Origin of the sequence: Mycobacterium kyogaense (assembly GCF_003254575.1) — a bacterium.
Lineage (GTDB): Bacteria > Actinomycetota > Actinomycetes > Mycobacteriales > Mycobacteriaceae > Mycobacterium > Mycobacterium kyogaense.
Window position 1 is genome coordinate 1 of the sequence record NZ_QJUA01000054.1, and the last position, 26,842, is coordinate 26,842.

The 26,842-nt window shown below is 69.6% G+C and carries 19 protein-coding genes and 1 tRNA gene; 13 read left to right on the forward strand and 7 right to left on the reverse strand.

Annotated features, from left to right (window positions below):
* Window positions 1-181 precede the first annotated feature (181 nt).
* Together DMB80_RS24880 and DMB80_RS24885 are read right to left on the reverse strand one after the other, a co-directional pair.
* A complete protein-coding gene (locus DMB80_RS24880) occupies window positions 182-478 on the reverse strand; it encodes an MGMT family protein (RefSeq protein ID WP_111512300.1) in 297 nt (98 codons plus the stop codon).
* Window position 479: 1 nt separating this feature from the next.
* Window positions 480-1,262: an alpha/beta hydrolase gene (locus DMB80_RS24885; protein WP_111512301.1), complete on the reverse strand. Its 783-nt coding sequence runs from the start codon at window positions 1,260-1,262 to the stop codon at window positions 480-482.
* Window positions 1,263-1,338: 76 nt separating this feature from the next.
* Between DMB80_RS24885 and DMB80_RS24890 the strand changes: the two genes are divergently transcribed.
* Together DMB80_RS24890 and DMB80_RS24895 are read left to right on the forward strand one after the other, a co-directional pair.
* Window positions 1,339-4,500: an ATP-dependent helicase gene (locus DMB80_RS24890; RefSeq protein ID WP_111512302.1), complete on the forward strand. Its 3,162-nt coding sequence runs from the start codon at window positions 1,339-1,341 to the stop codon at window positions 4,498-4,500.
* Complete coding sequence (locus tag DMB80_RS24895; protein ID WP_111512315.1) at window positions 4,497-7,766, forward strand: ATP-dependent helicase; 3,270 nt, start codon at window positions 4,497-4,499, stop codon at window positions 7,764-7,766. Before DMB80_RS24890 ends, DMB80_RS24895 begins: the two co-directional genes overlap by 4 nt.
* A gap of 2 nt (window positions 7,767-7,768) precedes the next feature.
* Here DMB80_RS24895 and DMB80_RS24900 read toward each other — a convergent pair whose 3' ends face one another.
* On the reverse strand, window positions 7,769-8,173 hold the full coding sequence (locus DMB80_RS24900) for a DoxX family protein (RefSeq protein ID WP_111512303.1): 405 nt from the start codon (window positions 8,171-8,173) through the stop codon (window positions 7,769-7,771).
* Between the two features lie 46 nt (window positions 8,174-8,219).
* On the opposite strand from DMB80_RS24900, the gene DMB80_RS24905 reads away from it, so the two are divergent.
* Window positions 8,220-9,299: a potassium channel family protein gene (locus tag DMB80_RS24905; RefSeq protein ID WP_111512304.1), complete on the forward strand. Its 1,080-nt coding sequence runs from the start codon at window positions 8,220-8,222 to the stop codon at window positions 9,297-9,299.
* Entirely contained in the window at window positions 9,296-10,222 is a 927-nt protein-coding gene (nudC, locus tag DMB80_RS24910; protein ID WP_111512305.1) for an NAD(+) diphosphatase, read from the forward strand. The genes DMB80_RS24905 and nudC overlap by 4 nt, the downstream gene beginning before the upstream one ends.
* Before the next feature lie 15 nt (window positions 10,223-10,237).
* Here nudC and DMB80_RS24915 read toward each other — a convergent pair whose 3' ends face one another.
* Window positions 10,238-10,492, reverse strand: a complete 255-nt coding sequence (locus DMB80_RS24915) for a mycoredoxin (protein WP_111512306.1) — start codon at window positions 10,490-10,492, stop codon at window positions 10,238-10,240.
* An 81-nt stretch (window positions 10,493-10,573) separates the two neighbouring features.
* Between DMB80_RS24915 and DMB80_RS24920 the strand changes: the two genes are divergently transcribed.
* The 3 genes from DMB80_RS24920 (at window position 10,574) to DMB80_RS24930 (ending at window position 13,359) form a co-directional block, all read left to right on the forward strand.
* Window positions 10,574-12,676 carry an ATP-dependent DNA helicase UvrD2 gene (locus tag DMB80_RS24920; protein WP_240431378.1) on the forward strand — a complete coding sequence of 701 codons (2,103 nt, stop codon included), beginning with the start codon at window positions 10,574-10,576 and terminating at the stop codon, window positions 12,674-12,676.
* Window positions 12,677-12,799: 123 nt separating this feature from the next.
* Window positions 12,800-12,949: a hypothetical protein gene (locus tag DMB80_RS24925; protein ID WP_162938700.1), complete on the forward strand. Its 150-nt coding sequence runs from the start codon at window positions 12,800-12,802 to the stop codon at window positions 12,947-12,949.
* A gap of 134 nt (window positions 12,950-13,083) precedes the next feature.
* Window positions 13,084-13,359: a WhiB family transcriptional regulator gene (locus DMB80_RS24930; protein ID WP_111512309.1), complete on the forward strand. Its 276-nt coding sequence runs from the start codon at window positions 13,084-13,086 to the stop codon at window positions 13,357-13,359.
* A 16-nt stretch (window positions 13,360-13,375) separates the two neighbouring features.
* On the opposite strand, the gene DMB80_RS24935 is transcribed toward DMB80_RS24930, so the two are convergent.
* From DMB80_RS24935 to DMB80_RS24945, 3 genes are read right to left on the reverse strand one after another with little or no spacing between them, the layout of a single operon-like run.
* Window positions 13,376-14,713: a macrolide-binding ATPase MABP-1 gene (locus tag DMB80_RS24935; RefSeq protein WP_111512316.1), complete on the reverse strand. Its 1,338-nt coding sequence runs from the start codon at window positions 14,711-14,713 to the stop codon at window positions 13,376-13,378.
* 33 nt (window positions 14,714-14,746) lie between these two features.
* Window positions 14,747-15,577 (reverse strand): TOMM precursor leader peptide-binding protein, encoded by an 831-nt coding sequence (locus tag DMB80_RS24940; protein WP_111512310.1) that lies wholly within the window; start codon window positions 15,575-15,577, stop codon window positions 14,747-14,749.
* Between the two features lie 52 nt (window positions 15,578-15,629).
* Window positions 15,630-16,991, reverse strand: a complete 1,362-nt coding sequence (locus DMB80_RS24945) for a zinc-dependent metalloprotease (RefSeq protein ID WP_111512311.1) — start codon at window positions 16,989-16,991, stop codon at window positions 15,630-15,632.
* An 89-nt stretch (window positions 16,992-17,080) separates the two neighbouring features.
* Here DMB80_RS24945 and DMB80_RS24950 point away from each other — a divergent pair, with 89 nt between their 5' ends.
* The 6 genes from DMB80_RS24950 to DMB80_RS24975 all read left to right on the forward strand — a co-directional run bounded on the left by DMB80_RS24950 (window position 17,081) and on the right by DMB80_RS24975 (window position 26,786).
* A complete protein-coding gene (locus DMB80_RS24950) occupies window positions 17,081-18,103 on the forward strand; it encodes a YlbL family protein (protein ID WP_046365204.1) in 1,023 nt (340 codons plus the stop codon).
* 71 nt (window positions 18,104-18,174) lie between these two features.
* On the forward strand, window positions 18,175-21,189 hold the full coding sequence (locus tag DMB80_RS24955) for a UPF0182 family protein (RefSeq protein WP_048422215.1): 3,015 nt from the start codon (window positions 18,175-18,177) through the stop codon (window positions 21,187-21,189).
* Window positions 21,190-21,201: 12 nt separating this feature from the next.
* Window positions 21,202-24,642 (forward strand): ATP-binding protein, encoded by a 3,441-nt coding sequence (locus DMB80_RS24960; protein WP_111512312.1) that lies wholly within the window; start codon window positions 21,202-21,204, stop codon window positions 24,640-24,642.
* A 193-nt stretch (window positions 24,643-24,835) separates the two neighbouring features.
* Entirely contained in the window at window positions 24,836-26,227 is a 1,392-nt protein-coding gene (locus DMB80_RS24965; protein WP_111512313.1) for an FAD-binding oxidoreductase, read from the forward strand.
* A 143-nt stretch (window positions 26,228-26,370) separates the two neighbouring features.
* Window positions 26,371-26,444: transfer RNA gene (locus DMB80_RS24970), tRNA-Met, on the forward strand.
* A gap of 165 nt (window positions 26,445-26,609) precedes the next feature.
* Window positions 26,610-26,786, forward strand: coding sequence for a hypothetical protein (locus tag DMB80_RS24975; RefSeq protein WP_162938701.1), 177 nt, complete (start codon window positions 26,610-26,612; stop codon window positions 26,784-26,786).
* Window positions 26,787-26,842 lie beyond the last annotated feature (56 nt).

Below are 26,842 nucleotides of genomic sequence, written 5' to 3' on the forward strand. Positions count from 1 at the left end.
CCGTCGCTACGACACGCGCGCCAGTCCCGGCATCCGAGACCAGCACTGACCGAGGAAGCGGCGGCCGCAACGACGGTTGAGGCCGCCGCTTCACCCTGCCCACTTGACAAACCACTCCCCATATCAGCATTCCGGGTCGTGAAATCGCCCTGAGCGTAGCCGTGGCCTCTCACTGGGTGAGCTAGAAGGTGTGGCGATACTCCGCCAGCGCGATGCGGCCGTCCTCGGCCAGCACGCCCTCGGCGCGTAAGCGGGCGAGTTGACGCGTCGCGAGGTGGGGTGCGGGGCGGCCGGAGGCCCGAATCACCCGGTGCCACGGCAGATCCGACGAATCGGTGCGCATGATCCAGGCCACGATGCGTGGACTGGACAGGTCGGCGGCCGCGGCGATGTCACCGTAGGTGGTCACCGATCCCGCCGGGACCGACGCCACGAGTGCGCGGACAGCCTCGACCTGCGCGTCGGTGATCGCCGCCACGTCAGCCGAGCAGGTCTGCGATCAGCGCCGCCGTCTCCGCAGGCTTGGCCAGCGGCACCATGTGATCGCAATCCCATTCCAGCACAGTCAAATTCGGACCCAGGCCGGCGTCGAGTGCGGTGATCAACTCATCGGTGGCGTACGGCGGCTCGGTGCGCAGCGCACGCACCAGAGCCGTCGGGGTGCCGTCGCGCGGAACGGGCACCGGCCGGGTGAGCTCACTCCAGTAGGCGAGCATCGCGGGAATGCTGATCCGCCAGCCGACACGCCCGTTCGGCAGATCCACCAGGTGCTCGTCGAGTTCGCGATCGAGTTCGGCCTGCTCGACCTCGCCCCACGAGCCGCCCGTCTTCTCGTCGCGGGCCTCGGCACGGTCGGTGTAGTCGGGGGAGGCGAACATGTCGTCGGCGACTTCCCGCATCCATCGACCGTCGAGGGCCACGGCTGGATCGAGGAGAACCAGGCCGGAGACCAGATCAGGCCGCGCCGCAGCCAGATTCAACGCCACCGCGCCGCCGAACGAATGACCTGTCACCACGACCGGCGCGCCGCCCTCGCTGTCGAGAAGCGCGGCGAGGGCGCTCACGTTCGCCTCGATCGACCAGGGCGCGTCCCAGGACGAGCGGCCGTGGCCGAGCAGGTCCGGCGCCAGGGCCGGCACGTCGGGAAGGTGCCGGTCGAACAGCGTCTCCCACCGCCTGCCGTGGCCGGTGAGGCCGTGGATCGCCAGCACCCGGGCGGGCGACGACGGTCCGAATCGATAGGTGCACAACAGTTCGGTCACCCCACGATGCTGCCATCGTCGCCGGTCGGCGCACCAGCGCGGGCCGTTTGTCGGACCCTCGTGATGTAGTGCGTCCATGTCCGCACCGCAGACCGAGTTGACTCCCGAGGCACTGACCCGTCCCGGGCTGCGGGGCACGATCAGGTTGCTCGGCGGTCCCGGCACGGGTAAGACGACTGCGCTCGTCGAGGCCGCGGCAGGCCACCTGGCGGCCGGCCGCGACGCGGAATCGGTTCTGCTGCTCACGGGCTCGTCGCGATTGAGTGCGCAGGCGCGCGCGACGATCACCACGAAGGTCCTGGCTGCGGGGGAGCAGACAGTCATCCGGGAACCCCTGGTGCGCACCGTGCATTCCTACGCGTTCGCGGTGCTGAGGCTGGCTGCCCAGCGGGCCGGTGGCGCGCCGCCGCGGTTGATCACCGGTGCCGAGCAGGACGGCATCATCCGCGAGTTGCTCGCCGGCGATCTCGAGGACGGCGACGCCTCCCCGGTGCGCTGGCCCGAGCGGCTGCGCCCGGCGCTGGCGACGGTCGGTTTCGCCAACGAGCTGAGGGATCTGATGGCGCGCTGCAACGAACGCGGCATCGATCCGGTGGCGCTGCAACGTCTCGGCCGGCGCGCACAGCGTCCCGAATGGCAGGCGGCCGGCCGGTTCGCCCAGGCCTACGAACAGATCATGCTGCTCCGCGCCGCGGTCGGGATGGCGGCTCCGCAGGCCACGGTGCCGGCGTTGGGCGCTGCTGAGCTCGTCGGCGCCGCCCTCGAGGCGCTCGCTGCCGACGCCGACCTGCTGGCCTCCGAGCGCGCGCGGGTGCAACTGCTGCTCGTCGATGACGCGCAGCACCTCGATCCGCAGGCCGCGCGGCTGGTGCAGGTCCTCGCCGCAGGCGCTGAGCTCTGCGTGATCGCGGGTGATCCGCGGCAGACGGTGTTCGGTTACCGAGGGGCGGACCCGGCCCTGCTGCGCGCCGACGGTCCATCGATCACGCTGACGCAGTCGCACCGGTGCTCTGTGTCGGTGGCCCGTGCCGTCGAGGCGCTCACCCGTCGGCTGCCCGGCATCGACAGCACTGCGGCGCTGACCGGCAGCGACGAGGCAGGTTCGGTGGCGGTGCGCATCGCCGCGACGCCGCACGCCGAATTCGCCGTGATCGCCGATGCGCTGCGCCGGGCCCACCTGGTCGACGGGATCCCGTGGGCGGACATGGCGGTCATCGTGCGCTCGGTTCCCCGAATGGGTCCCGCGCTCGCGCGGGCACTGACCGCGGCGGGCGTACCGGTCGACGGACTGCAGAGCGACGCGCCGCTGATCGCGATGCCCGCCATCCGCGCACTGATGACCGTCCTGGAGGCGACCGTCGACGGTCTGACCGCCGAGCGTGCCCTGGCCTTGATGACCGGGCCGATCGGGCGGGTCGATCCGGTGTCGCTGCGTCAGTTGCGTCGTGCGCTGCGCCGACGCGCCGCCGACCCCGCGGTTGAATTCGGTGAGCTTCTGGTCGCGGCGGTGGCCGGCCGCGGCAGTGCCGGTGGCTCCGGCCGGTCCGGCCGGTCCGTTGACGGCCTGCCCGACGAACTCGGGCGCGCGCTGAAGCGGGTGCGCACCGTGCTGACCGCCGCGCGTGACAGCGCCAAGCGCAGTGACGATCCGCGACATACGTTGTGGCAGGCGTGGAATCGCAGCGGCCTGCAGCGGCGGTGGCTGGCGGCGAGCGAGCGGGGCGGCGCAGTGGGGGAACAGGCCGACCGCGATCTGGACGCGATGACCGCACTGTTCGATGTCGCCGAGCAGTATGTCGAGCGCACCGCAGGCGCGTCGCTGCGTGGGCTCGTCGACCACGTCGCCGGATTGACACTGCCGCCGGCCCGTTCCGACCGCAGGCCGACGGCCGACGCGGTGGCGGTCCTCAGCGCCCACGCGGCACTGGATCGCGAGTGGGATGTCGTCGTCATCGCCGGCCTGCAGGAAGGTCTGTGGCCCAACGTGACGGCGCGTGGTGGAATTCTGGCCACCCAACAGCTCGTCGATGTCCTCGACGGTGTCGCCGATCCCGCGGACCGCACGCTGTCCGGGCGCGCACCCCTGCTCGCTGAGGAGCGCCGTCTTCTCATCGCCGCGGTCGGTCGCGCCCGCCGCCGGCTCCTGGTCACCGCCGTCGACAGCGACAACGGCGATGCCGCCCTGCTGCCGTCGCCGTTCTGCCACGAGCTCGCGGCGGTGGCCACCGAATCGCACACCGAGTCGGAGTTGCCGGTGCGCGCGCCGCGGGTGTTGGCCACCAATGCCGTGGTGGGTCGGTTGCGATCGGTGGTGTGCTCCCCGTCCGAGGACGTCGACGAGGTCCAGCGGATCTGTGCGGCAACGCAATTGGCTCGGCTCGCCGAAGCTGGTGTGCACGGCTCCGATCCGGAATCCTGGTACGGCCTGCGTGAGGTGTCCACCCGGGCGCCGCTGTGGGACGGTGCGGGCGAGGCCGTCACGCTGTCGCCGTCGACGGTGCAGATGCTGCTGGACTGTCCGCTGCGGTGGTTGTTGGAGCGCCACGGCGGTGGTTCGGTGCGCGACGTGCGTTCCGCTCTGGGTTCGCTGGTGCACGCCCTGGTGGCCGACCCGGCTGTTTCCGAGGCTCATCTGCACACGGAGCTCCAGCGGATCTGGGCTGCACTGCCCTTCGACGCTCAGTGGCATGCGGACAACGAACTCAGTCGCCACGAGGAGATGCTGAGCACGTTCACCCGCTGGCGCGCGGACACCCGCAATCGGTTCACGGAAGTCGGCACCGAGATCGCCGTCGACGGTGAGGTGGTGGCCGCCGCCGACGACCAGCCCGCGGTGCGCATCCGCGGTCGTCTGGATCGCCTGGAGCGCGACAGCGAGGGCCGGTTGGTCGTGGTCGACATCAAGACCGGCAAGAGCCCTGCCACCAAGGACGACGCTCAGGCGCACGCACAGCTGGCGATGTACCAGCTGGCGGTCGCTGAAGGGCTGCTGGCCGAGAGCGCCGAACCCGGCGGTGGCCGGCTCGTCTACCTCGGCAAGACCAGCGGCGGCAGCGCCACCGAACGTGAACAGGACCCGCTGACAGCAGAAGGTCACGCCCAGTGGCAGACGCAGGTCAGCGATGCCGCGGCGGCGACGCAGGGCCCGCAGTTCGTCGCCCGGGTCAACGACGGGTGCGCGCACTGCCCGGTCGCGGCGATGTGCCCGGCCCGCCAGACCACGAACGAGGACCGATGAACCCGCGCTACAGTCCCGCTGAATTGGCCGACGCCCTCGGACTTTTCGCGCCGACCGACGAGCAGGCCGCCGTCATCTGCGCCCCGCCCGGACCCCTGGTGGTGATCGCCGGCGCCGGAGCAGGCAAGACCGAGACGATGGCCGCGCGAGTGGTCTGGCTGGTGGCCAACGGATTCGCGACGCCCGGCGAGGTGCTGGGCCTCACGTTCACCCGCAAGGCGGCCGGCCAGTTGCTCCGCCGCGTCCGCACGCGGTTGGCGCGCCTGGCCGGTGCCGGGCTGGCACTCCCGGACGCCGCCCGTCTCGTCGACGATCCGGTCACGGTGAGCACCTACCACGCCTTTGCCGGCACTTTGCTGCGCGAGCACGGTCTGCTGCTGCCCGTCGAACCTGACGTGCGCCTCCTCGGCGAAACAGAGTTGTGGCAGTTGGCTTTCCGAGTGGTCTGCGAGCACGAGGGACCGCTGGACACCGAGAAGTCGCCGGCCGCGATCACCGCGATGGTGCTGCGCCTGGCCGGTCAGCTGTCGGAACATCTGGTGGACACCGCGTCGCTGCGCGACACGCATGTCGAGCTGGAACAGCTGGTCCACACCCTGCCGGCGGGCCCCTACCAACGCGACCGAGGCCCCAGCCAATGGCTGCTGCGGATGCTCGCCACCCAGACCGAGCGCAGCGCCCTGGTGCCGCTGATCGACGCGCTGCACCAGCGGATGCGTGAGGAACGCGTGGTGGATTTCGGCACCCAGATGAGCGCGGCCGCCCGGCTGGCCTCGCAGTTCCCTCAGGTCGGCGAGCAGCTCCGGCAGCGCTACCGCGTCGTGCTGCTCGACGAGTATCAGGACACCGGGCATGCCCAGCGGGTGGCATTGACGTCGTTGTTCGGCAACGGTGTCGACGACGGACTCGCTCTGACCGCTGTCGGCGATCCCATCCAGTCGATCTACGGCTGGCGTGGCGCTTCGGCGACCAACCTGCCGCGGTTCACCACCGACTTCCCGTTCGGCGACGGGACGCCTGCCCCGACGCTGGAGTTGCGCACGAGTTGGCGCAACCCTCCCGAGGTGCTGCATCTGGCCAACGAGGTGTCCACCGAGGCGCGGCACCGATCGGTGTCGGTGCGCCCGCTGCTGTCCCGACCCGATGCGGTCCCCGGACAGGTGCGGTGCGCGCTGCTCAACGACGTCGAGGCCGAGCGGGAGTGGGTCGCCGAGCAGGTCGCAGAGGCCTACCGAGCTGCGACCGCGGCTGCAGGGGTGGCGCCGACGGCGGCAGTGTTGGTGCGCCGCAACGCCGATGCGGCGCCCATGGCTGACGCGCTGGCGCGTCACGGTATTGCCGCCGAGGTGGTCGGAGTGGCCGGGCTGCTCGCGGTGCCCGAGGTCGCCGACGTTGTCGCGATGCTGCGGCTGGCCGCCGATCCGACGGCCGGCGCGGCGGCGGTGCGGGTGCTCACCGGTCCGCGGTGGCGTCTGGGCGCCGCCGACCTGGTCGCCCTCTGGCGGCGGGCGATCATGCTCGACGATGCGCCGGCGGCCGAGCGGGGCAGCGTGGAGCAGGTTCTGTCGCAGCTCGGACCCGAGGCGGATGCGGCGTGCCTGGCCGACGCCGTCTGCGATCCGGGGCCTGCAGCGGCCTACTCACCCGACGGCTACGCCCGCATCGTGGACCTGGGCCGGGAACTGGCTGCGCTGCGCGCTCATCTCGACGTGACGCTGACCGATCTCGTCGCCGAAGTCCGTCGCATGCTCGGCGTGGACGCCGAGGCCAGGGCGGCCAGGCCGGTGTCAGCGGGATGGTCGGGCACCGAGCATCTCGACGCGTTCGCCGACGTCGTCGCCGACTTCGCCAACCGTTCCGGCGCAACGGTGTCGGGGCTGATGGCATATCTGGATGCGGCCGAGCAGGTCGAGAACGGTCTGGCGCCCGCCGAGGTCACCGTCGCCGCGGACCGCGTCCAGATCCTGACCGTGCATGCGGCCAAAGGACTCGAATGGCAGATCGTGGCGGTGCCGCACCTCGCGGGCCGGGTCTTTCCATCGACGGCATCGCCGCGGACGTGGCTCACCGATGCCGCCGACTTGCCGCCGCTGCTGCGCGGTGATTGCGCCGCGGTGTCCGACCTCGGCGTCCCGGTTCTCGACACGTCGCGGGTGAATGATCGAAAGTCTCTGTCGGACACCATCTCCGACCACAAACGCAGTTTGGATCAGCGGCGTGCCGACGAGGAGCGGCGGCTGCTCTACGTGGCGCTCACCCGCGCCGAACACACCCTCCTGGTGTCCGGTCACCATTGGGGCGCGACCGAATCCAAGCCTCGTGGGCCCTCGACGTTCCTCACCGAACTCAAGGACGCGATCGATGCGGCGGAGGCGGCCGGAACGCCGTGCGGCGTGATCGACGTGTGGGCCGATGCGCCCGCGGACGGGGAGGCGAACCCGCTGCGGGGCCGCGTGGTCGAGGCGATGTGGCCGAACGATCCCTTGGTGGGACGGCGTTCCCGCGTGCACCACGGAGCCGCACTGGTGACGGCGGCGCGGGCGGGAGAACTCGAGACACCGGCAACGGACGACGGGCACGGTTGGGTCGCTGATGTCGACGCGCTGCTGGCCGAGCGGGAGCGTGCCGGGCAGCCCGAGGTCCCGCCGCTGCCTGCGCAGGTCTCGGTCAGTGCAATGGTTGAGCTCGGTCGCGACCCCGATGCCGCGGCGCGGCGCCTGCACCGGCGCCTGCCGCGGCCGCCCGCCGCGCACGCGTTGCTGGGCACCGTGTTTCACGAGTGGGTGCAGCGCTACTACCAAGCCGAGAAGCTGTTCGATCTCGACGATCTGCCCGGCGCTGTGGATTCCGATCGGCACGACCGTGGCGAGCTCGAGGATCTGCAGTCGGCCTTCGCGGTGTCGGAGTGGGCGGCGCGCACGCCCATCGATGTCGAGGTTCCGTTCGACATGATGCTCGGCGGCCGGGTCGTGCGGGGCCGCATCGACGCGGTGTTCGCCGACGTCGACGGTGGCGTGACTGTGCTCGACTGGAAGACCGGCGATCCGCCGTCGACGCCGGAAGAGTTGCAGCACAACGCCATTCAGCTCGCGGTGTACCGGCTGGCGTGGTCGAGGCTGCAGGGGTGCCCGCTGTCGTCGGTGCGCGCGGCGTTCCACTACGTCCGGTCAGGACGGACGATCATGCCTCAGGTGTGGCCGGACGCCGACGAACTCGCGGCGCTGCTCGCCGAACCCGCAGGTCCGGCCGGTACCGATGCGGCCTGACGTCAGCTCTCTCGATAGACCTTGAGAGCCTGGGTGATCATCGGTATCTGCATGGGCAGCCGTGCGATGGAAATCAGTCGCATCGGCAGGGACTTGTTCGGATCCTTGAACCACAACCGGCACATGTTGACATTGCCGGGCAGGACGGCGATGAACAGCGCTATCGCGCCGAGCGCGCCGATCCGGCGGGTGGCGGGCGCCACCAGCAAGGCGCCCACGCCGGCCTCGGCGACGCCCGACGCCAGCGTGTAGAACCGCTGCGTGCCGGGCAGTTCCTCGGGAACGATCGAGTCGAACGGCTTGGGGGCGAGGAAGTGCAGAACCCCCATGCCGATCAGCCAGATACCCATCTTGGTGCCGCGCGATGACGACGCGAGCCGCTGCAGTGCAGTGGGGGAGGTGGTCATGATTACATTGTGCTGGTGCGACAGCCTCACATCGTGACCGGCCCCCGTGGCTGAGGGCTCGCTGCGCCGGCGTCTCCGTCGGTTCGACCAGTCGCTGGCCGATCAGCCGGTGCACGCGCTGACCGACCGGGTGCAGATCCCCACCTCGCTGGTGAGCCCGTCGCGGCGCATCACGTCCCGCGTCATCTACGCGTTGGCCGCCCTGTTCGCCGCGGTGTTCATCGTGTACCTGGATCGCGACGGCTACCGGGATGTCCAGGACAACCCGCTGTCGTTCCTCGACTGCCTGTACTACGCCACCGTGTCGCTGTCGACCACCGGCTACGGCGACATCACCCCGATCACTCCGTCAGCCCGGCTCGTCAACGTTCTGGTGATCACGCCGCTGCGCGTCGCATTCCTGATCGTGCTGATCGGTACCACCGTCGAGACCCTCACCACGCAGTCGCGCCAGGTCTACCAAATCCAGCGCTGGAGGAGCAGAGTGCGCAACCACATCATCATCGTCGGCTACGGCACCAAGGGCCGGACCGCCGCCGCGGCGATGGTCGGCGACGAGGTCGCGCCCGCCGACATCGTCGTCGTGGACGAGGATCCTGCCGCGCTCGAACGTGCCAAGAGCGCCGGCCTGGTGACGGTCCGCGGCAGCGCCACCGACTCCGAGGTGCTGCGGCTGGCCAGCGCTCAACACGCCAAGTCGATCATCGTCGCCACCAACCGGGACGACACCGCGGTCCTCGTCACTCTCACCGCCCGCGAGTTGGCGCCCAACGCGAAGATCATCGCCGCGGTCCGCGAAGCGGAGAACCAGCATCTGCTCAAGCAGTCCGGGGCCGACTCGACCGTGGTCACGTCCGAGACGGCGGGCCGGCTGCTCGGCATCGCGGTGCAGACACCCAGCGTCGTCGAGGTGATGGAGGATCTGCTGACCCCCGACGCAGGGTTCGCGATCGCGGAGCGGGAGGTCTCGCCCAAGGAGGCGGGCGGTTCGCCGCGGCACCAGGCCGACATCGTGCTCGGCGTCGTCCGGGGCGGCAAGCTGATTCGCGTGGACGATCCGGAGGTCGACGCTCTCGAACTCGGCGATCGGCTGCTCTACATCCGCTCCGCGGACGCCGAGCGATGACGAGCTTCCGTCTCCGCAACGTCCCACTGCTGTCCCGGGTGGGCGCCGATCGCGCCGACACGCTGCGCACCGACATCGATGCGGCGATCGCCGGCTGGGCTGATGCGCAGCTGCTGCGCGTGGATCGCCGCAACCAGGTGTTGATCGCCGACGGCAGGGTGGTGCTGCATCGCGCCACCGACCTGGCCGACTCGCCGCCCGAGGATGCCGTGTTCCTCGGTCGTCTCGACGACGGGCGCCACGTGTGGGCGGTGCGCTCGGAGCTGCAACCCCCCGACGATCCGGACGCCGACACCCACGTGCTCGACCTGCGGCGCACCGGCGACGTGTTCGACGACGCCAGCGCCCAGCTCGTCGCGACCGCGACTGCGCTGCTGAACTGGCACGACAGCGCCCGATTCAGCCCGGTCGACGGCGCACCGACCACAGTGGTCAAGGCGGGCTGGGGGCGGGTCAACAGCGTCACCGGTCACGAGGAGTTCCCGCGCATCGACCCGGCGGTCATCTGCCTGGTGCACGACGGGCACGACCGCGCGGTCCTGGCCCGCCAGACCATGTGGCCGCCGCGGTTGTTCTCCATCCTCGCCGGGTTCGTGGAGGCGGGTGAGTCGTTCGAGTCCTGCGTCGTGCGTGAGATCGCCGAGGAAATCGGTCTCACGGTCACCGACGTCGAGTACCTCGGCTCGCAGCCTTGGCCGTTTCCGCGCTCGCTGATGGTGGGATTTCACGCCCGAGCGGATCCCGAGCAGCCGTTCGCGTTCAACGACGGCGAAATCGCCGAGGCGGAATGGTTCACCCGTACCGAAATCCGGGAGGCCCTCGATCAGGGGGACTGGAGCTCGCAGAGCGCGTCGCGGCTGCTGCTGCCCGGCTCCATCTCGATCGCCCGGGAGATCATCGAATCCTGGGCGGCGCTGGACTGATCCGGGCGACGGGGCTCAGCCGGCGAGCTTCGCCTTGACCTGCGCGCCGCTGGGATTGGTCAGCGTCGAGCCGTCGGCGAACTTCAGCGTCGGCACCACGTGGTTTCCGTTGTTGACCGAGCCGACGAACTCCGCCGCGGCCGGGTCCTCTTCGATGTTGACCTCGGTGAACGAGACGCCTTCGTTCTTCAGCACCTTCTTCAGGCGCACGCAGTACCCGCACCACGACGTCGTGTACATGGTCACCGCGGCAGTGTTCTCAGCGCTCATAAGGCCTTCAACGTAGCTGACCCGACGAACATGCCCCGGCGCAGCCCGCGTTTGTCGGGCCGCGCTGACATGATGGTCGCCATGTCCCCGACGGCGTCACGCGATCAGCTGCTCGAGGACCTCGACGAGGAGCAGCGCGAGGCGGTGCTGGCTCCGCGCGGGCCGGTGTGCGTGCTCGCCGGTGCCGGCACCGGCAAGACCAGGACCATCACCCGCCGCATCGCGCACCTGGTGACGGCCGGGCACGTCGCGCCCGGCCAGGTGCTGGCGGTGACGTTCACCCAGCGCGCGGCGGGGGAGATGCGCGCCCGGTTGCGCACTCTCGACGACGGGACCGGGACCGGATCCGTGCAGGCGCAGACTTTCCACGCCGCCGCGCGCCGCCAGCTCGCCTACTTCTGGCCACGCGTCGTCGGCAGCACGGACTGGCAGCTGATGGACTCGAAGTTCGCCGTCGTCGCCCAGGCCGCCAACCGCACCGGGCTGCCCACCGGCACCGACAACGTGCGCGACCTGGCGAGCGAGATCGAGTGGGCGAAGGCGTCGTTGATCAGTCCCGAGGACTACGCGGCGACGGTCGCCCGGTCCGGGCGTGACATTCCGTTCGACGCGGCGAAGGTGGCCGCCGCCTATGCGGGGTACGAGGCGCTCAAGGCCCGCGGCAATGACCTGATGCTCCTGGACTTCGACGACCTGCTGCTGCACACCGCCGCTGCCATCGAGAACGACGCCGCGGTCGCGAGTGAGTTCCGCGATCGCTACCGCTGCTTCGTCGTCGACGAGTACCAGGACGTGACTCCGCTGCAGCAGCGGGTGCTCGACGCGTGGCTCGGCAACCGCGACGATCTGACCGTCGTCGGCGATGCCAACCAGACCATCTATTCGTTCACCGGTGCCTCGCCCCGCTACCTGCTGGACTTCTCGCGGCGCTTCCCGGAGGCCACTGTGGTCCGGCTGGAGCGCGACTACCGATCCACACCGCAGGTGGTGTCGCTGGCCAACCGGGTGATCGCCGCGGCGCGGGGCCGGATGGCCGGCAGCCGGTTGCATCTGGTCGGTCAGCGGCCGCCCGGTCCGAATCCCACGTTCAACGAGTATCCCGACGAGGTCGCCGAGGCCGCCGCGGTGGCGCGCAGCGTCAAGAAGCTCGTCGAAAACGGCACCGCGCCCGCGGAGATCGCGGTGCTGTACCGCATCAACGCGCAGTCGGAGGTGTACGAAGAGGCGCTGACCGAGGCCGGTATCCCGTTCCAGGTGCGCGGCGGTGAAGGTTTCTTCAGTCGCCAGGATGTCCGGCAGGCTCTGGTGGCGTTGCAGCGGGCCGCCGAACGGGAGGCCGACGGACCGTTGCCCGATGTGGTCCGTGCGACGCTGGAGCCGCTGGGTCTGACCGCCGAGCCGCCCGCAGGCACGCGTGTCCGCGATCGGTGGGAAGCGTTGTCCGCGTTGGCCGATCTGGTCGACGACGAGGTCGCGCAGCGTCCGCAGCTGGACCTGCGCACGCTGTTGGTCGAGCTGCGGCAGCGCGCCGATTCCCGGCATCCCCCGGTGGTGCAGGGTGTCACGCTCGCCTCGCTGCACGCCGCGAAGGGCCTGGAGTGGGATGCCGTGTTCCTCGTCGGCCTCGCCGATGGCACTCTGCCGATCTCGCACGCTCTGTCCCACGGCCCCGACAGTGAACCGGTCGAAGAGGAGCGTCGCCTCTTCTACGTCGGAATCACCAGGGCGCGTGTGCATTTGGCGCTCAGCTGGGCGTTGGCGCGTACACCCGGCGGCCGTCAGGGGCGTAAACCGTCGCGGTTCCTCAACGGCATCGCCCCGCAGTCCCAGCGCGACGACGGGCCGAGCCGAGCCCGCAAGCCGCGCGGCCCGGCGCCGCGGTGTCGGGTGTGCAACGCCCCGCTGACCGCCTCGGCGGCGATCATGCTGCGCCGGTGCGAGTCCTGCCCGTCAGACCTCGACGAGCAACTGCTCGCCCAGCTCAAGGATTGGCGCCTGCGCATCTCCAAGGAGATGAGCGTGCCGGCGTTCGTGGTGTTCACCGACAACACGTTGATCGCCATCGCCGAGGCGCTGCCCACCGACGACGCCGCGCTCGTCGCGATCCCCGGCATCGGCGCCCGCAAGCTGGAGCAGTACGGATCCGACGTGCTCGCGCTGGTTCGCGAACGCCAGAAATCGTAAAGATCGCGCCAAAAGTGCTGGTCAAAAATGTGTTGAGAGTTTTCCCTGATACCGTTTAGCCTCAGAGCACCACACGAAGTCCGCGTGCGAAAGGAGGGTGCCGCCATCATGATCAGCAATCACATGTCTTACGCCGTAGCCGGCACCCAGTGGTTCCCGCGCGCATTCGTCCCGGTGCATTCCGCACCCGCCGCCGGCGCCACCGCTGCCGCCGCGCGTAAGCGCCGCGCCATCGCCGGCACGGCTGCCGCGTCCGTGAGGGGCTTCCATTAGGTAGAGCCTCGACCGCCACCCCAGGCCACGGACCCGACACCCGGATCCGTGGCCTTCGTCTTTCTCGGACCTGGTCACCGATCCCCGACTGAACCAACTGATGAGAAACCGACCAGGAAGCGAAAGGACCGGACATGTCTTCCCTGACATGCGAGAGATCGAAGCTCGCGGTGCCGTGTCATGTCGAGGACCCCGACCTGTGGTTCGCCGAGGACCCACGCGATCTCGAACGCGCCAAGGCGCTGTGCGGAGACTGCCCGTTCCGGCGCGAGTGCTTGACCGCAGCGCTGGAACGGCAGGAGCCGTGGGGTGTGTGGGGCGGCGAGATCTTCGAACGGGGCACGGTCATCGCCCGCAAACGGCCGCGCGGCCGTCCGCGCAAGGACGCGAGACAACCTGTGGCGGCCTGATCGTCCGACCCCGGCGCTACACCGCGTCGGGGTCGGCGAAGCCGGGCACCGTCCGCTCGGCGATACTGCGCGTCGGCACATGGGCATCGAGCTGACACGAGATCGCCACGATCGATGCGATCACCCGCATCGGGATCGCCAGCTTCGGCGGGATGTCCATCTGTCGGGCGGCCCTGATCTGACCCGCCGCCTTGTCCAGTTCCAGAGTTGTCATGCGCTGCAACCACTTACGCGTGTAGTGGAACTCGGGAACCTCCAGCGGCTCGACGTACTGCTTGAGCATGTCGTCGATTTCGCGGGTGGACACCTGCTGGCCCTTCTGGATGAAGCCGGCCCGCTCCATCGTCGGCAGCAGCTTGTCGTACTCCTTGTCCAGGGCGTAGCGCATGATCTGCCCCAACTCGACCGGCCAGCCGCCCGGCATGGGTGCGACGGCGCCGAAGTCGATGACGCCCATCTTGTCCTCGGGTAGCAGCATGAAGTTGCCGGGATGGGCGTCGCCGTGCACCATTTCTAGCCGCGTCGGTGCGTCGTTGCAGAACTCGAAGAGCCGGGTGGCCATCAGATCCCGCTGTTCCTGCGTGCCCTCGCGGATGATCTGCGACAGCGGGATACCCTCGATCCACTCTTGGATCACGACTTTCGGGGCGCTGGCCACCACGTTGGGCACCACGAAGTGCGGATCGCCCGCGTAGGCCTTGGCGAAGGCGCGCTGGTTGTCGGCTTCGAGCCGGTAATCCAGCTCCATCTCGGTGCGCTGAATCAGCTCGTCCACCACGCCTTGGACGTCGGCGCCGGGGCTGAGCTGCTTGAGGACGCTCACCATCCGCTGCATGGTCTTCAGGTCGGCGCGCAGCGCCTCGTCGGCGCCCGGGTACTGGATCTTGACCGCGACCTCGCGGCCGTCACCCCATACCGCTTTGTGCACCTGGCCGATGCTGGCCGAGGCGACGGACTTGTCGTCGAACGACTGGAACCGGTCCCGCCATTTGGTGCCGAGCTGCTGGTCGAGGACCCTGTGCACCTTTGCTGCGGGCAGCGGCGGAGCCTCGCGCTGCAGCTTCGTCAGCGCCTCTCGGTACGGCTTGCCGTACTGCTCGGGAATGGCGGCTTCCATGACCGACAGAGCCTGGCCGACTTTCATCGCGCCGCCCTTGAGTTCGCCCAGCACAGTGAACAATTGCTGGGCGGCCTTGTCCATCAGCTCGGCGTTGACTTCGTCCCTGGACTTGCCGGTCAACCGTTTGCCGAAGCCCAGCGCAGCACGCCCGGCCATGCCCACCGGCAACGAGGCCAGCTTGGCGTTGCGCGCGGCGCGGCCCCGCTTGATGTCACTCACCAGTCCATCATCCACGACCATGCTGAACTTCCAACCGGAGAATGCTGCTCAACACGAGCAGTCGGGGTGCGGAGACCACCGGCGCGCGGTCACGGTGCCGCTGCTCAGGTCGAATTCGAGCGTGGTGTCGATGGTCGCCGGTGGCGGTGCGGCGGGCCCGGAATCGGTGTGCACGACGCGCAGGATGTGGGCGATCTCGCGCAGCGCCAACCCAGCGGTGGCCAGCACCGTGGCGCGGTCGGCGGTGCCGACGGTCCGCGACAGCTGGGTGGCGACCGCGGCCCATGCGGGATCTTTGTCGCTGCGGTGCAGGTCAGCGCACCGCAGACAGCTGGTGACGCCGGGGATGACGAGGGGCCCGATGAGCCCGGTGCCGTCGCGGACGCGCACCGCGAGGTGGGGGACACCGGCGTCGTGCAGCTCGCGCGCCACTCGAGGGTCGGCCACGAGGTAGTCGGTGAGGACGGCGAGGTCGGCGCCGGCGGCGGAGGCGTATGCCCTGCTGCTGGAGCTGACGCGGACCCCGGAGCCGGCCAGTGTGGAGGCGATCAGGTCCGACAGGGGGCCGTCGCCGTGCACCCGGACCGCGGGCGAGCGGGTGGGCGCCGGTGCGGCGGCGGTCAGGACGCCGGTGTCGACGAGGTGGGCGATCAGGTCGGTGACGACGGCGGCGTCGGCGCCGTGTCCGGCGGCGAGGAGCTGCAGCTCAGGCAGGGTCGCTGCGGCTTGCAGCGCGCGCAGCAGGTCAGCGAGGACGCCGGCGGCCAGCCCGGGCGGCGGGTGTACGACGACGGCTCGGCGCGGATCCCAACCGACCTGGACGGTGCCGTCCGGGCGCGACAGCACGGGGGTGGCCGAGTCCAGGGCGTAGCGGGTCATGCGACGACAGTGACACGCCGGTCAGCCGCCGAGCCGAGTTATCCACAGGCCCTCAGGCGTCGCGGGGCGGGTCCTCATCGCTGTTCTTCTGGCGGTCACCCTCGGCCAGCGCCGCTTCGATCGCGCTGTCGAGATCGGTGGTGTCGCCGCCGATCACCCGGTCGATGAAGGCGGCCGGCTCGTCGAGGTCAGCGGAGCTGGGCAGTAGATCGGGGTGGGCCCACACGCCGTCACGGGCGTCGGCGCCGACGGCCTCGGTCAGCTTCTCCCACAGCGCGGCCGCTTCCCGCATCTTGCGGGGCCGCAGCTCGAGGCCGACCAACGTCGCGAACGTCTGCTCGGCCGGCCCGCCGCTGGCCCGGCGGCGTCGCAGCATCTCCGACAGCGCGACCGTGCCGGGGATGCGGTCACCGAGGGCGTTGGACACGACCGTCTGCACCCATCCCTCGATCAGGGCGAGCATCGTCTCGAGCCGTTCCAGCGCGGCGGTCTGCTCCGGAGTCGCCTTGGGCTCGAAGATCCCCTGGTTGAGCAGTTGTTCCATCTGCGACGGGTCGCTCAGCGAGGCCGGGTTGAAGTCGCGGGCGAACTCCTCGATGCCGCTCATGTCGATCTTGGTGCCCTTGGCGAACGCTTCGACGGCGTTGAGCAGCTGCGTCGACAGCCACGGCACGTGGCTGAACAGCCGGTGGTGTGCGGCTTCCCGCGCGGCCAGGAACGTCACGACCTCGCTGCGCGGCTGCTCGAGACCTCCCGCGAGCGCCTCGATGGCCTCGGGCATCAACGCCGCGACACCGGTGGGACCCAGCGGCAGGCCGATGTCGGTGGAGGTCAGTACCTCTTTCGACAGCGTGCCCAGCGCCTGGCCGAGCTGGGAGCCGAACGCCATGCCGCTCATCTGCGACATCATCGCCATCAGCGGACCGGCCATCGCCTGGGCTTCCTCCGGCAGCGCCTGGGCCCACACCGTCGACAGCTGCTGGGCGACGGGATCGCACAGCCGCTTCCACGTCGGGATCGTGTTGTCGATCCAGTCGGTCGGCGTCCAGGCCACCGTTCGCGTGGTGCCCGCCGGTAGTGGCGTGACGCCGTCGAGCCACGTCTCGGCGAGCCGCACCGCGTCGCCCAGCGCCGAGGTCGTCTGCTCGGAGACGGGGGCGACGAAGCCGATCGATTTCGACGCGAGCTGCCGGGCGAGGTCGTAGTTCACCGGGCCGCCGCCGGACTTCGCGGTGCCGCTGAACATCTCACCGAGTTGGGAGAAGATCTGCCCGAGCTGCGACATGTCGAACTGGCCGCCGGGGAACGCACCGCCGAACGGATCGCCGGGACCAGAGCCCGAACCGGAGCCGTCCTTGCGTTTGTCGCGCTCGGGATCGTCGCCGGAAGAGAAGCCGAAAGGCAGGTCAGGCATGGCCCCAACGGTACTCATCGCGGCGCGTCGGTGTGGGCACGCGGGTCACGCTGAGAGTGAACCTGCTCCTGACCTCTACTGTGAACGGCGTGAACAGGCGGATTGCCACTCTGATCGTGGCGCTCGTGCCGATCATCGTGTTCGGCGTGCTCGCGACGACGGTGACGGTGCCCTACGTCGCGCTCGGGCCCGGGCCGACGTTCAACACGCTCGGCCAGGTGGACGGCAAGGAAGTCGTCGACATCGAGGGCACCGAGGTGAAGCCCACCAGCGGGCACCTCAACATGACCACGGTCTCGCAGATGGACGGGCTGACGCTGGGGCAGGCGCTGATCTTCTGGGCCTCGGGTCGCGATCAGCTCATCCCGCGCGAACTGGTGTATCCGCCGGACAAGTCGCGCGAAGAGATCGACGAGGCGAACACCACCGACTTCCGGAACTCCGAGGACAGCGCCGAATACGCCGCCCTGTCCTACCTGAAGTATCCGATGGCGATCACGGTGCAGAGCATCGACGAGAAGGGTCCCTCGAAGGGCAAACTGCAGGCCGGCGATGCGATCGACGCGGTGAACAACACGCCGGTCGCGAACCTCGACGAGTTCAGCAAGATCATCCAGGCCACCAAACCGGGCGAGAAGGTCGTCGTCGACTACCGCCGCAAGAACGAACCCGCGGGCATCGCCGAGGTCACGCTGGGCTCCCGGCCGGACCGTCCGCACGGCGTCCTGGGTGTCAATGTGCTCGACGCGCCGTGGGCGCCGTTTTCCATCGATTTCCACCTGGCCAACATCGGCGGCCCGTCGGCCGGGCTGATGTTCAGCCTCGCCGTGGTCGACAAGCTGACCACGGGTGACCTCAACGACGGGAAGTTCGTGGCGGGCACCGGCACCATCACCGGTGACGGCGAGGTCGGTCCGATCGGCGGCATCACCCACAAGATCACCGCGGCCAAGGACGCCGGCGCCTCGGTGTTCCTGGTGCCCGCGGACAACTGCGACGAGGCGACGTCAGCCGACGAGAAGGGCATCGAGCTGATCAAGGTGGACACCCTCACGCACGCCATCGACGGCCTGCGGACCCTTTCCGCTGGTGGTGAACCTCCTCGTTGCTGAGGCCGGTCGGGGATCTCGATCAGTAGAGTGACTGGACAACTGCTGGGAACATCCGAGAGTGGAGTAGTCGAGTGAGTATGCGGCCGGCCGCGAGAATGCCGAAGCTGACGCGGCGAAGCAGGATTCTGATCGCCATCTCGCTGGTGGTGGTCCTGCTGTTGCTGATCGGGCCCCGCCTCGTCGACGCTTATGTCGACTGGCTCTGGTTCGGTGAGCTCGGGTACCGGTCGGTGTTCACCACCCAGATCGTCACCCGGCTCCTCATCTTCCTCGTCGTCGGGCTGGTGATCGGTGCGGTCGTGTTCGCCGCCTTGGCGCTGGCCTATCGCACCCGTCCGGTGTTCGTGCCGACGGCCGGCCCCAACGATCCGATCGCGCGCTACCGCACCGCGGTGATGTCGCGCCTGCGCCTGATCGGGCTCGGGGTGCCGGCGTTCATCGGTCTGCTGTCGGGTTTCGTCGCACAGAGTTACTGGGAACAGGTGCAGCTGTTCCTGCACGGCGGTGACTTCGGCATCGCCGACCCGCAGTTCGGCATCGACCTCGGCTTCTACGCGTTCGACCTGCCGTTCTACCGGCTGGTGCTGTCGTATCTGTTCGTCGCGACGTTCCTGGCGTTCATCGCAAACCTGTTGGGCCACTATCTGTTCGGCGGGATTCGGCTGTCTGGCCGCACCGGCGCGCTGTCCCGTGCCGCACGCATCCAGCTGATCACGCTGATCGGCGTGCTGATGCTGCTCAAGGCGGTGGCCTACTGGTTCGACCGGTACGAGCTGCTCAGCCACACCCGCGGCGGTAAGCCGTTCACCGGCGCCGGCTACACCGACATCAACGCGGTGCTGCCCGCCAAGCTGATCCTGATGGCGATCGCGGTGATCTGCGCCGCCGCGGTGTTCTCCGCGATCGTGCTGCGTGATCTGCGGATCCCGGCGATCGGCGTGGTCCTGCTGCTGCTCTCGTCACTGATCGTGGGCGCGGGCTGGCCGCTGGTGGTCGAGCAGATCAGCGTGCGCCCCAACGCCGCGCAGAAGGAAAGCGAGTACATCGGCCGCAGCATCGCCGCGACCAGACAGGCCTATGGGCTGACCGAGAACGAGGTCACCTACCGCGACTACCCGGGCAACGCACCGGCCACCGCGCAGCAGGTCGCTGCCGATCGCGCCACCACCTCCAACATCCGGGTGCTCGACCCGAACATCGTCGCGCCGGCGTTCACGCAGTTCCAGCAGGGCAAGAACTTCTACTTCTTCTCCGATCAGCTGAACATGGACCGCTATCCCGATGCCGATGGCAATCTGCGGGACTACGTGGTGGCTGCGCGCGAGCTCAATCCGGACCGCTTGATCGACAACCAGCGCGACTGGATCAACCGGCACACCGTGTTCACCCACGGCAACGGCTTCATCGCGTCCCCGGCCAACACGGTCCGCGGGGTGGCCAATGACCCCAACCAGAACGGCGGTTACCCGGAGTTCCTGGCCAGCGTGGTCGGCGCGAACGGCGAGGTGATCTCACCCGGGCCGGCTCCGCTGGATCAGCCGCGCATCTACTTCGGCCCGGTCATCGCAAGCACCTCGGCCGACTACGCGATCGTCGGCAAGAACGGCGCCGACCGCGAGTACGACTACGAGACCAACACCGACACCCGCAACTACACCTACACCGGTGCCGGTGGTGTGCCGCTGGGCAATTGGTTCAACCGCAGCGTGTTCGCGGCCAAGTTCGCCGAGCGGAACTTCCTGTTCTCCAACGTCATCAACAACAACAGCAAGATCCTGTTCAAGCGCGATCCGTCCGAGCGGGTCAAGGCCGTCGCGCCGTGGCTGACCACCGACACCGCGACCTACCCGGCGATCGTCAACAAGCGCATGGTGTGGATCGTCGACGGCTACACCACGCTGGACAACTACCCGTATTCGGAGTTGACGTCGCTGTCGTCGTTGACCACCGACTCCAACGAGGTGGCGCTGAACCGGCTGCAGCCGGACAAGCAGGTGTCCTACATCCGCAACTCGGTGAAGGCCACCGTCGACGCCTACGACGGCACCGTGACGCTGTACGCCCAGGACGAAGCCGATCCGGTGCTGCAGGCGTGGATGAAGGTCTTCCCGGGCACGATCAAGCCGAAGAGTGAGATCAGCCCGGAACTGCAGGAGCACCTGCGCTATCCCGAGGATCTGTTCAAGGTCCAGCGCGCGCTGCTGGCCAAGTACCACGTCGACGATCCGGTGACGTTCTTCTCGACATCGGACTTCTGGGACGTGCCGCTGGATCCGAACCCGACCGCGAGCAGCTATCAGCCGCCGTACTACATCGTCGCGAAAAACCTTGCCGAGAACAACAGTTCGACATCGTTCCAGCTGACGAGTGCGATGAACCGGTTCCGTCGCGACTTCCTGGCGGCCTACATCAGCGCCAGTTCCGATCCGGACACCTACGGCAAGATCACGGTGTTGACGATCCCCGGTCAGGTCAACGGTCCGAAGCTGGCGTTCAACGCGATCAGTACCGATACCGCGGTCAGCCAGGACCTCGGTGTCATCGGTCGCGACAACCAGAACCGCATCAGGTGGGGCAACCTGCTGACACTGCCGCTGGGGCAGGGTGGATTGCTCTATGTGGCACCGGTGTACGCCTCGCCGGGTGCCAGCGATGCGGCGTCGTCGTATCCGCGTCTGATCCGTGTCGCGATGATGTACAACGACAAGATCGGCTACGGCCCGACGGTGCGTGACGCTCTGACCGATCTGTTCGGTCCGGGTGCTGACGCCACCGCGACGGGTCCGGCGCCGACCGGGGACAGTGTCGGGGCGCAACCGCAGTCGCGTCCCCAGACGGGTCAGCCGCCGGCCGCTGCGCCGCCGAACCAGCAGGGCCAGACTCCGCAGAACCGGCCGGAGGTCCCGGTGGCGGTGCCGCCCACGGGTCCGACGCAGCTCTCCGCGGCGAAATCGGCTGCGCTGGAGCAGGTCAACACCGCGCTGGATGCACTGCAAGAGGCGCAGCGCAGTGGTGATTTCGCGCGGTACGGCGAGGCGCTGCAACGCCTCGACGACGCGGTGAGCGAATACAAGTCGGCCCCCTAACCCCGTCGGCCGGTGCGGTATCGGTTGCTCGGCCCCCTGCAGGTGGTCGACGAGGACACCCTGGTGGACATCGGTCCGCCCAAGCAGCGGGTGGTCCTGGCGATGCTGGCGCTGGCTGCCGGACGGGTGGTCTCGGTGGACCGCCTCGTCGATGCGGTGTGGGGCGAGGACGTCCCGGCCAGTGCGACGGCGAGCCTGCAGGCCTACGTGTCGAACCTGCGGCGTGCGCTGCGCGGCGCGTCGGCGGAGACGCAGATGGCCTCCCCGATCGTGCGTCGTCCTCCCGGCTACGTGCTCGACGTCGATCCGAACAGCATTGACCTGGCGGTGTTTTCCGCCGCCTGCCAGCGGGCGGGTGCCGCGATCGAGGCCGAGGACTGGGAGCAGGCGGCCGCAGCGGCCGGTGAGGCACTCGGCCTGATTCGTGGTGATCTGCTCGACGACTTGGCGGGCGCGCCGTGGCTGCGCGACGATGCGGCCCGGTTCGCCGAGATGCGGATCGAGTGTGTGGCCAACCACGTGGTCGCGCTGCTCGCGCTCGGCAGGGTGGCGGGGGCGGTGACCGAAGCGGCGGCGCTGCGAACGCTCGATCCGTTCGCCGACCGCGGATGCCGACTGCAGATGCTGGCGCTGTATCGAGCCGGCCGGCCGGCCGAGGCGCTGGAGGCCTACACCCGTCACGCGCAACGCCTCGACGAGGAGTTGGGGCTGGAGCCGGGACGGGAGTTGCGGGAGTTGCAGACCGCGGTGCTGCGGCAGGCACCCGAGTTGGCGGGGTGGCCGCGGCCGGCGAAATGGACGGGTGCACACACGATCCCGGTGCCTGCGCCGGCCACCCACGACACCGCGCCGACTGCCGAGGTGCCGGCGCGGGCGCCGTTGGTGGGCCGGGTCCGGGAGTTGTCGCGGGCCGGCGAGCTGCTGGCCCGGGTCAGCGCGGGTGCGACGAGATGGCTGGTGCTCTCGGGTCCGCCCGGTATCGGCAAGACACGGCTGGCCGAAGAGATCGGCGCGATGGCCGCGTCGGCGGGCGGCGACGTGGTGTGGGTGAACTGCCCCGACGAGAGGGCCACGCCGCCGTGGTGGCCGATGCGTCAGCTGGTGCGCGCGCTGGGCGGCGACCCGGATGACGCGTTGCAAGTGCCCCCGCACGCCGACCCGGATACCGCGAGATTCCTCGTCTACGAGCGAGTTCAATCGCTCCTGGAGGCTGCGCCCCGGCTGCTGGCCGTGGTGATCGATGACGTGCAGTGGGCCGACACCGCATCGGCGAGCTGCCTGGCCTACATCGCGAGCGCGCTGCGCGACCATCGTCTTCTGGTGGTGCTCACGCTGCGCGACGGCGACCACGCGGCGGAGGTGGCGCGGCTGCTGAGCACGGTGGCGCGCGGTGAGGACAACCGCCACATCGCCGTTCCGGCGCTTTCGTCGGAAGACGTTGCGGCGCTGGCGAATGTGGTGGCCGAGGACCCGGTGACAGCCGACGAGGCCGCCGAGCTCGCCGCCCGCACAGGCGGCAACCCGTTCTTCGTCTCCGAATATGCCCGGTTGCCGCGAGAAGAGCGCGCCGCCAACGAGATTCCGCGCGCTGTGCGGTCGGTGCTGGATCGCAGGCTCGCTGCCCTGGACCCTGCGGTGATGGCTGTGCTGCGGACGGCCGCGGTGATCGGCGACGTGATCGATGCCGCCGCCGTGCCGGTGCTCGCCGCGGCCACCGGACTGGATCTTGATACGCTCGCCGACTACCTCGACGAGGCGGCCGACGAGCGCATCGTGGTCGCGGCACACACCACCGACGGTTACGAGTTCGCCCACGGACTGCTGCGCGATCAGTTGCTGGCCGGCATCCCGGCTCTGCGCCGACAGCGGTTGCACGCCAAGGTCGCCGACGTCCTGGCCGACAACGTCGAACCCGATGCGCCGACCTGGCGGGCGCAGCATCTGGTCGCCGCGCAGCCGCTGGTGGAACCGGCGGTGGTCGTGCGGGCGTGCCGGCTGGCGGCCGAACATGCGACCGCACAGTGGAGTTCGGACATCGCCGCGCGGTGGTGGCAGGCGGCACTCGATGCCTATGATCGGTTGCCGGCCTCGGCGCGCGACGATGCCGAGCGTGATGCGCTGACTGTCGAACTGCTGGAAGCACATTCGCGGGCCGGGCGGGGACAATTGGTGCTCGACAGCGTGCAGCGGTTCCTGAGCGAGGCATTGCGCGCCGGGCGTGCGGCGACGGCGGGCCGGGTAGCGAGCGCGCTGCTGCGGGCCAGCGGGTGCTGGCCGTGGCTGGCGCCGGGACGCGACCCCGGCGAGCTGCTCGAGCTGCTGTCACAGGCGGCGACGCTGGCGGGCGACGATCCGGCTGCGGCGGCGCGGGTGCTGCCTGCGCTGGCCGTCGGACACTGCTACCACCCTGACTCGGCAGTGGCGGCAACCCTGCTGCAGCGCGCTGAGCGGGTGGCCGAGCAGACCGGTGACACCGACGTGCTGGCCGATGTGCTGATCGGCCGTCTCATCACCTACTCCGGGGTGAGCGGTCACAGTGAGCAGATCCTGATGTGGGTGGAGCAGCTGGACGGGCTGCGGCACAGTCGTTCTCGCGAAGATGCCGTGATCGCGCATTCGGTGGCGACGATGGCGTCGATGTATCTGGGGGACGTCGCGGGCACGCGCGCGCATCTGCGGGCGGGCATCGCGGGCAGTGAGGAACTGCGGTTGCCGGTGCTGCGGGCCCAGCTGCGGTGGATGGAGGCGGTGCTGGCGATGTGGGCGGGCGACTTCGCCGAGGCGCAACGCCACCACGCCACCGCGGCGCACGTGCACGAGCAGACCGAGCTCTACGAGGCCGGCAGTGGTCTGCTGGCGGCGGCGTCGCTGCTGCGGGAGACCGGGGAAGCGCTCGACCCGAGTTGGGCCGGTCTGCGGGCGAACACCGAGACCGGCGGGCAGGGGATGGTCGGCGTGGTGCGCGCGGCGCTGCTGACGATGACGCCGACGCCGGACGTGCTCGCGGACGCGACGGCGATGCTGCGCGAGTGGTCCGACACGATCGACCGGGGCCACATCTGGACGACGCTGGGGCATCAGACCCTGCTCGCGCACCTGGCGGCCGATCACGGCCTGTCTGAGTTCGCCGAGCCCCTGCTGGACCAGCTGACGCCGCATCGCGAGCGAATCGCGGCCATCGGCCAGGTCGGGCTGGCCGGGCCGGTGGCGCTGGCCACGGCCCGTCTGCACGCTGTGCTCGGCGATGTGGCGCGGGCGCGGGCGGACCTGGCCACGGCGCGGGCGCTGGCCGAGCGGACCGGGGGAGCGCCCACGCTGCTGCGGTGCCGGCTCGTGGACTGCGAGCTGATGGAACCCTCGCCCGAGCGTGCGGCAGCCGCCGCCGCCCTCGCCGCCGAGGCGGAGCGCGCCGGCATGCTCGGCGTCGCAGCATCGGCCCGCGCCCTGCCCTGAGTTCGGCGAGCGCGCGTGTCTGCACACCGCCACGCCGTGACACGCGTGCATTCCGCGCGCGCTCACGGCCCGCGAGCGCGCGGCCAAGGCCCGATACTGGCGCTTGGATTTCGCTTGGTGACGCGCACCAAGCCGCCGCCAAGCCTCTTCGGTGATGCTGAGCGCGCCACCAGGGCTTGACGAGAGGACTCCGATGACGATGACCACCGACGTGACGCGCGGCGATGTGCTGCGCACGCTGCGCGACCACGTCGCCACCCATGTCGCGCTGCCGGGCGAGCCCGGCTACGAACGGTGCGTGCCGTGGAACGTGGCTGCCGCGGTGACGCCCGCAGCGGTGGTGCTCGCCACCTCGCCCGAGGATGTGGCCGGCACGGTGCGGTTCGCTGCGGCACACGGGTTCACGGTCACGGTGCAGGCGACCGGGCACGGCGCCGTCGGCGTCGGCGCGGACGCCATCCTGGTGCAGACGGCGGCCATGAAGCACTGCGCGGTGGACGTGCTGAGCCGCACCGCCCGCGTGGGCGCGGGGGCGCGGTGGCAGGACGTGCTCGACGTCGCGACGCCGCACGGATTGGCGCCGCTGTGCGGATCGGCTCCCGGCGTGGGTGTCGTGGGCTTCCTGACCGGTGGCGGGATCGGACCGCTGGTGCGCACCGTGGGGCTGTCGTCGGATCATGTACGGGCGTTCGAGGTGGTCACCGGCGAGGGTCGGGTGTTGCGAGCGACGCCGGACGAGAATGCCGACCTGTTCTGGGGGCTGCGCGGCGGGAAGGCGACGCTGGGGATCGTCACCGCCGTCGAGATCGATCTGCTGCCGATCGCCGAGTTCTACGGCGGAGCAATGTTTTTCGACGGCACGGATGCGGGTGCGGTGCTGCATGCGTGGGCGGCGTGGAGTGCCGGCCTGCCGGAGACGGTGAACACGTCGCTCGCCATTCAGCAGTTGCCGCCGCTGCCCGGTGTTCCGGAGGCCTTGGCCGGCAAGATGACTGTGGCGGTGCGGTACACCGCGCTGTGTGACGTGGCCGAGGCGGAACAGCTGTTGGCGCCGATGCGGGCGGCGGCGACGCCGCTGCTGGACACCGTGGGCGTGATGCCCTACGCGGCGATCGGTGCGGTGCACGGGGATCCGGCGGACCCGATGCCGGTGACCGAGAACCATGCGCTGCTGTCGCAGTTGACGCCGGAGGCCGTTGACGCGCTGCTGGCGGTCGCGGGTCCCGGGTCGGGGTCACCGCAGGCGATCGTGGAGCTGCGGATGCTGGGCGGCGCGCTGGCGCGTGAACCGCGGCACCGCAGCGCGTTCTGCCACCGCGATGCGGCGTTCTGCGTGGCCACGATCGGGCTGGCTGTGCCCGAGATCGTCGACATGGTCGCGCAGCACGCGGCCGCGGTGGTCGCGGCCGTCGAGCCGTGGTCGACGGGCGGGCAGATGCCGAACTTCGCGCCGTCGTACGACCCGTCGCGCGCGGCGAGGGTCTACAGCGAGGACACGCTGCACTGGCTCGCCGCGCTGGCGGACCGCTACGACCCCGCAGGGGTGCTGGCGACGGGTCAGGTCATCCGCACCCGCCGGGGGTGAGTTCTTTCGCGCGAGCGTGCGTGCCTGGGGCGAACACTCCGTTGCAAACAGCGAGTTCGCGCACGCTCGCGGCAGCCGCGCGGGCGCTTGAGCAGGCGATTTGGAGCCTTAGCGATCGCCCCGGTAACCTAGCGTTCACCCGTCGCGGGGTGGAGCAGCTCGGTAGCTCGCTGGGCTCATAACCCAGAGGTCGCAGGTTCGAATCCTGTCCCCGCTACTATGTGATGTCTCACGACATCGGAATAGCCGCGGACCTACTTTAGGTCCGCGGTTTCTTCCGTTTGGGGCCTTTGGGGGCGCCGGTGGGTTGGTAGTCCCTGGTGGGGTCGAGTGTGAAGTCGCGCAGGACTTCTCCGGTGGCGGCGTTGATGACGGTGATGTGGTGGTCCTGGGCGAGGATCAGGACGCGGGTTCGGTAGTGGTGGCGGCCGATGCCGATGTGGTGCAGGCGTCCGTTGACGCGCAGGGTGACGGCTCCGGCTTGGTCGACGCGGTCGGTGCGGACGCGGTTGTGGGTGTCGATGCGTGTTGGCTGGTTCTTCTACATATTGGAGGCTGACGTAGCGATGCGAGTTGTCTGTTGGTCTGGTCTCCTTGTTGACTGTACATATACTA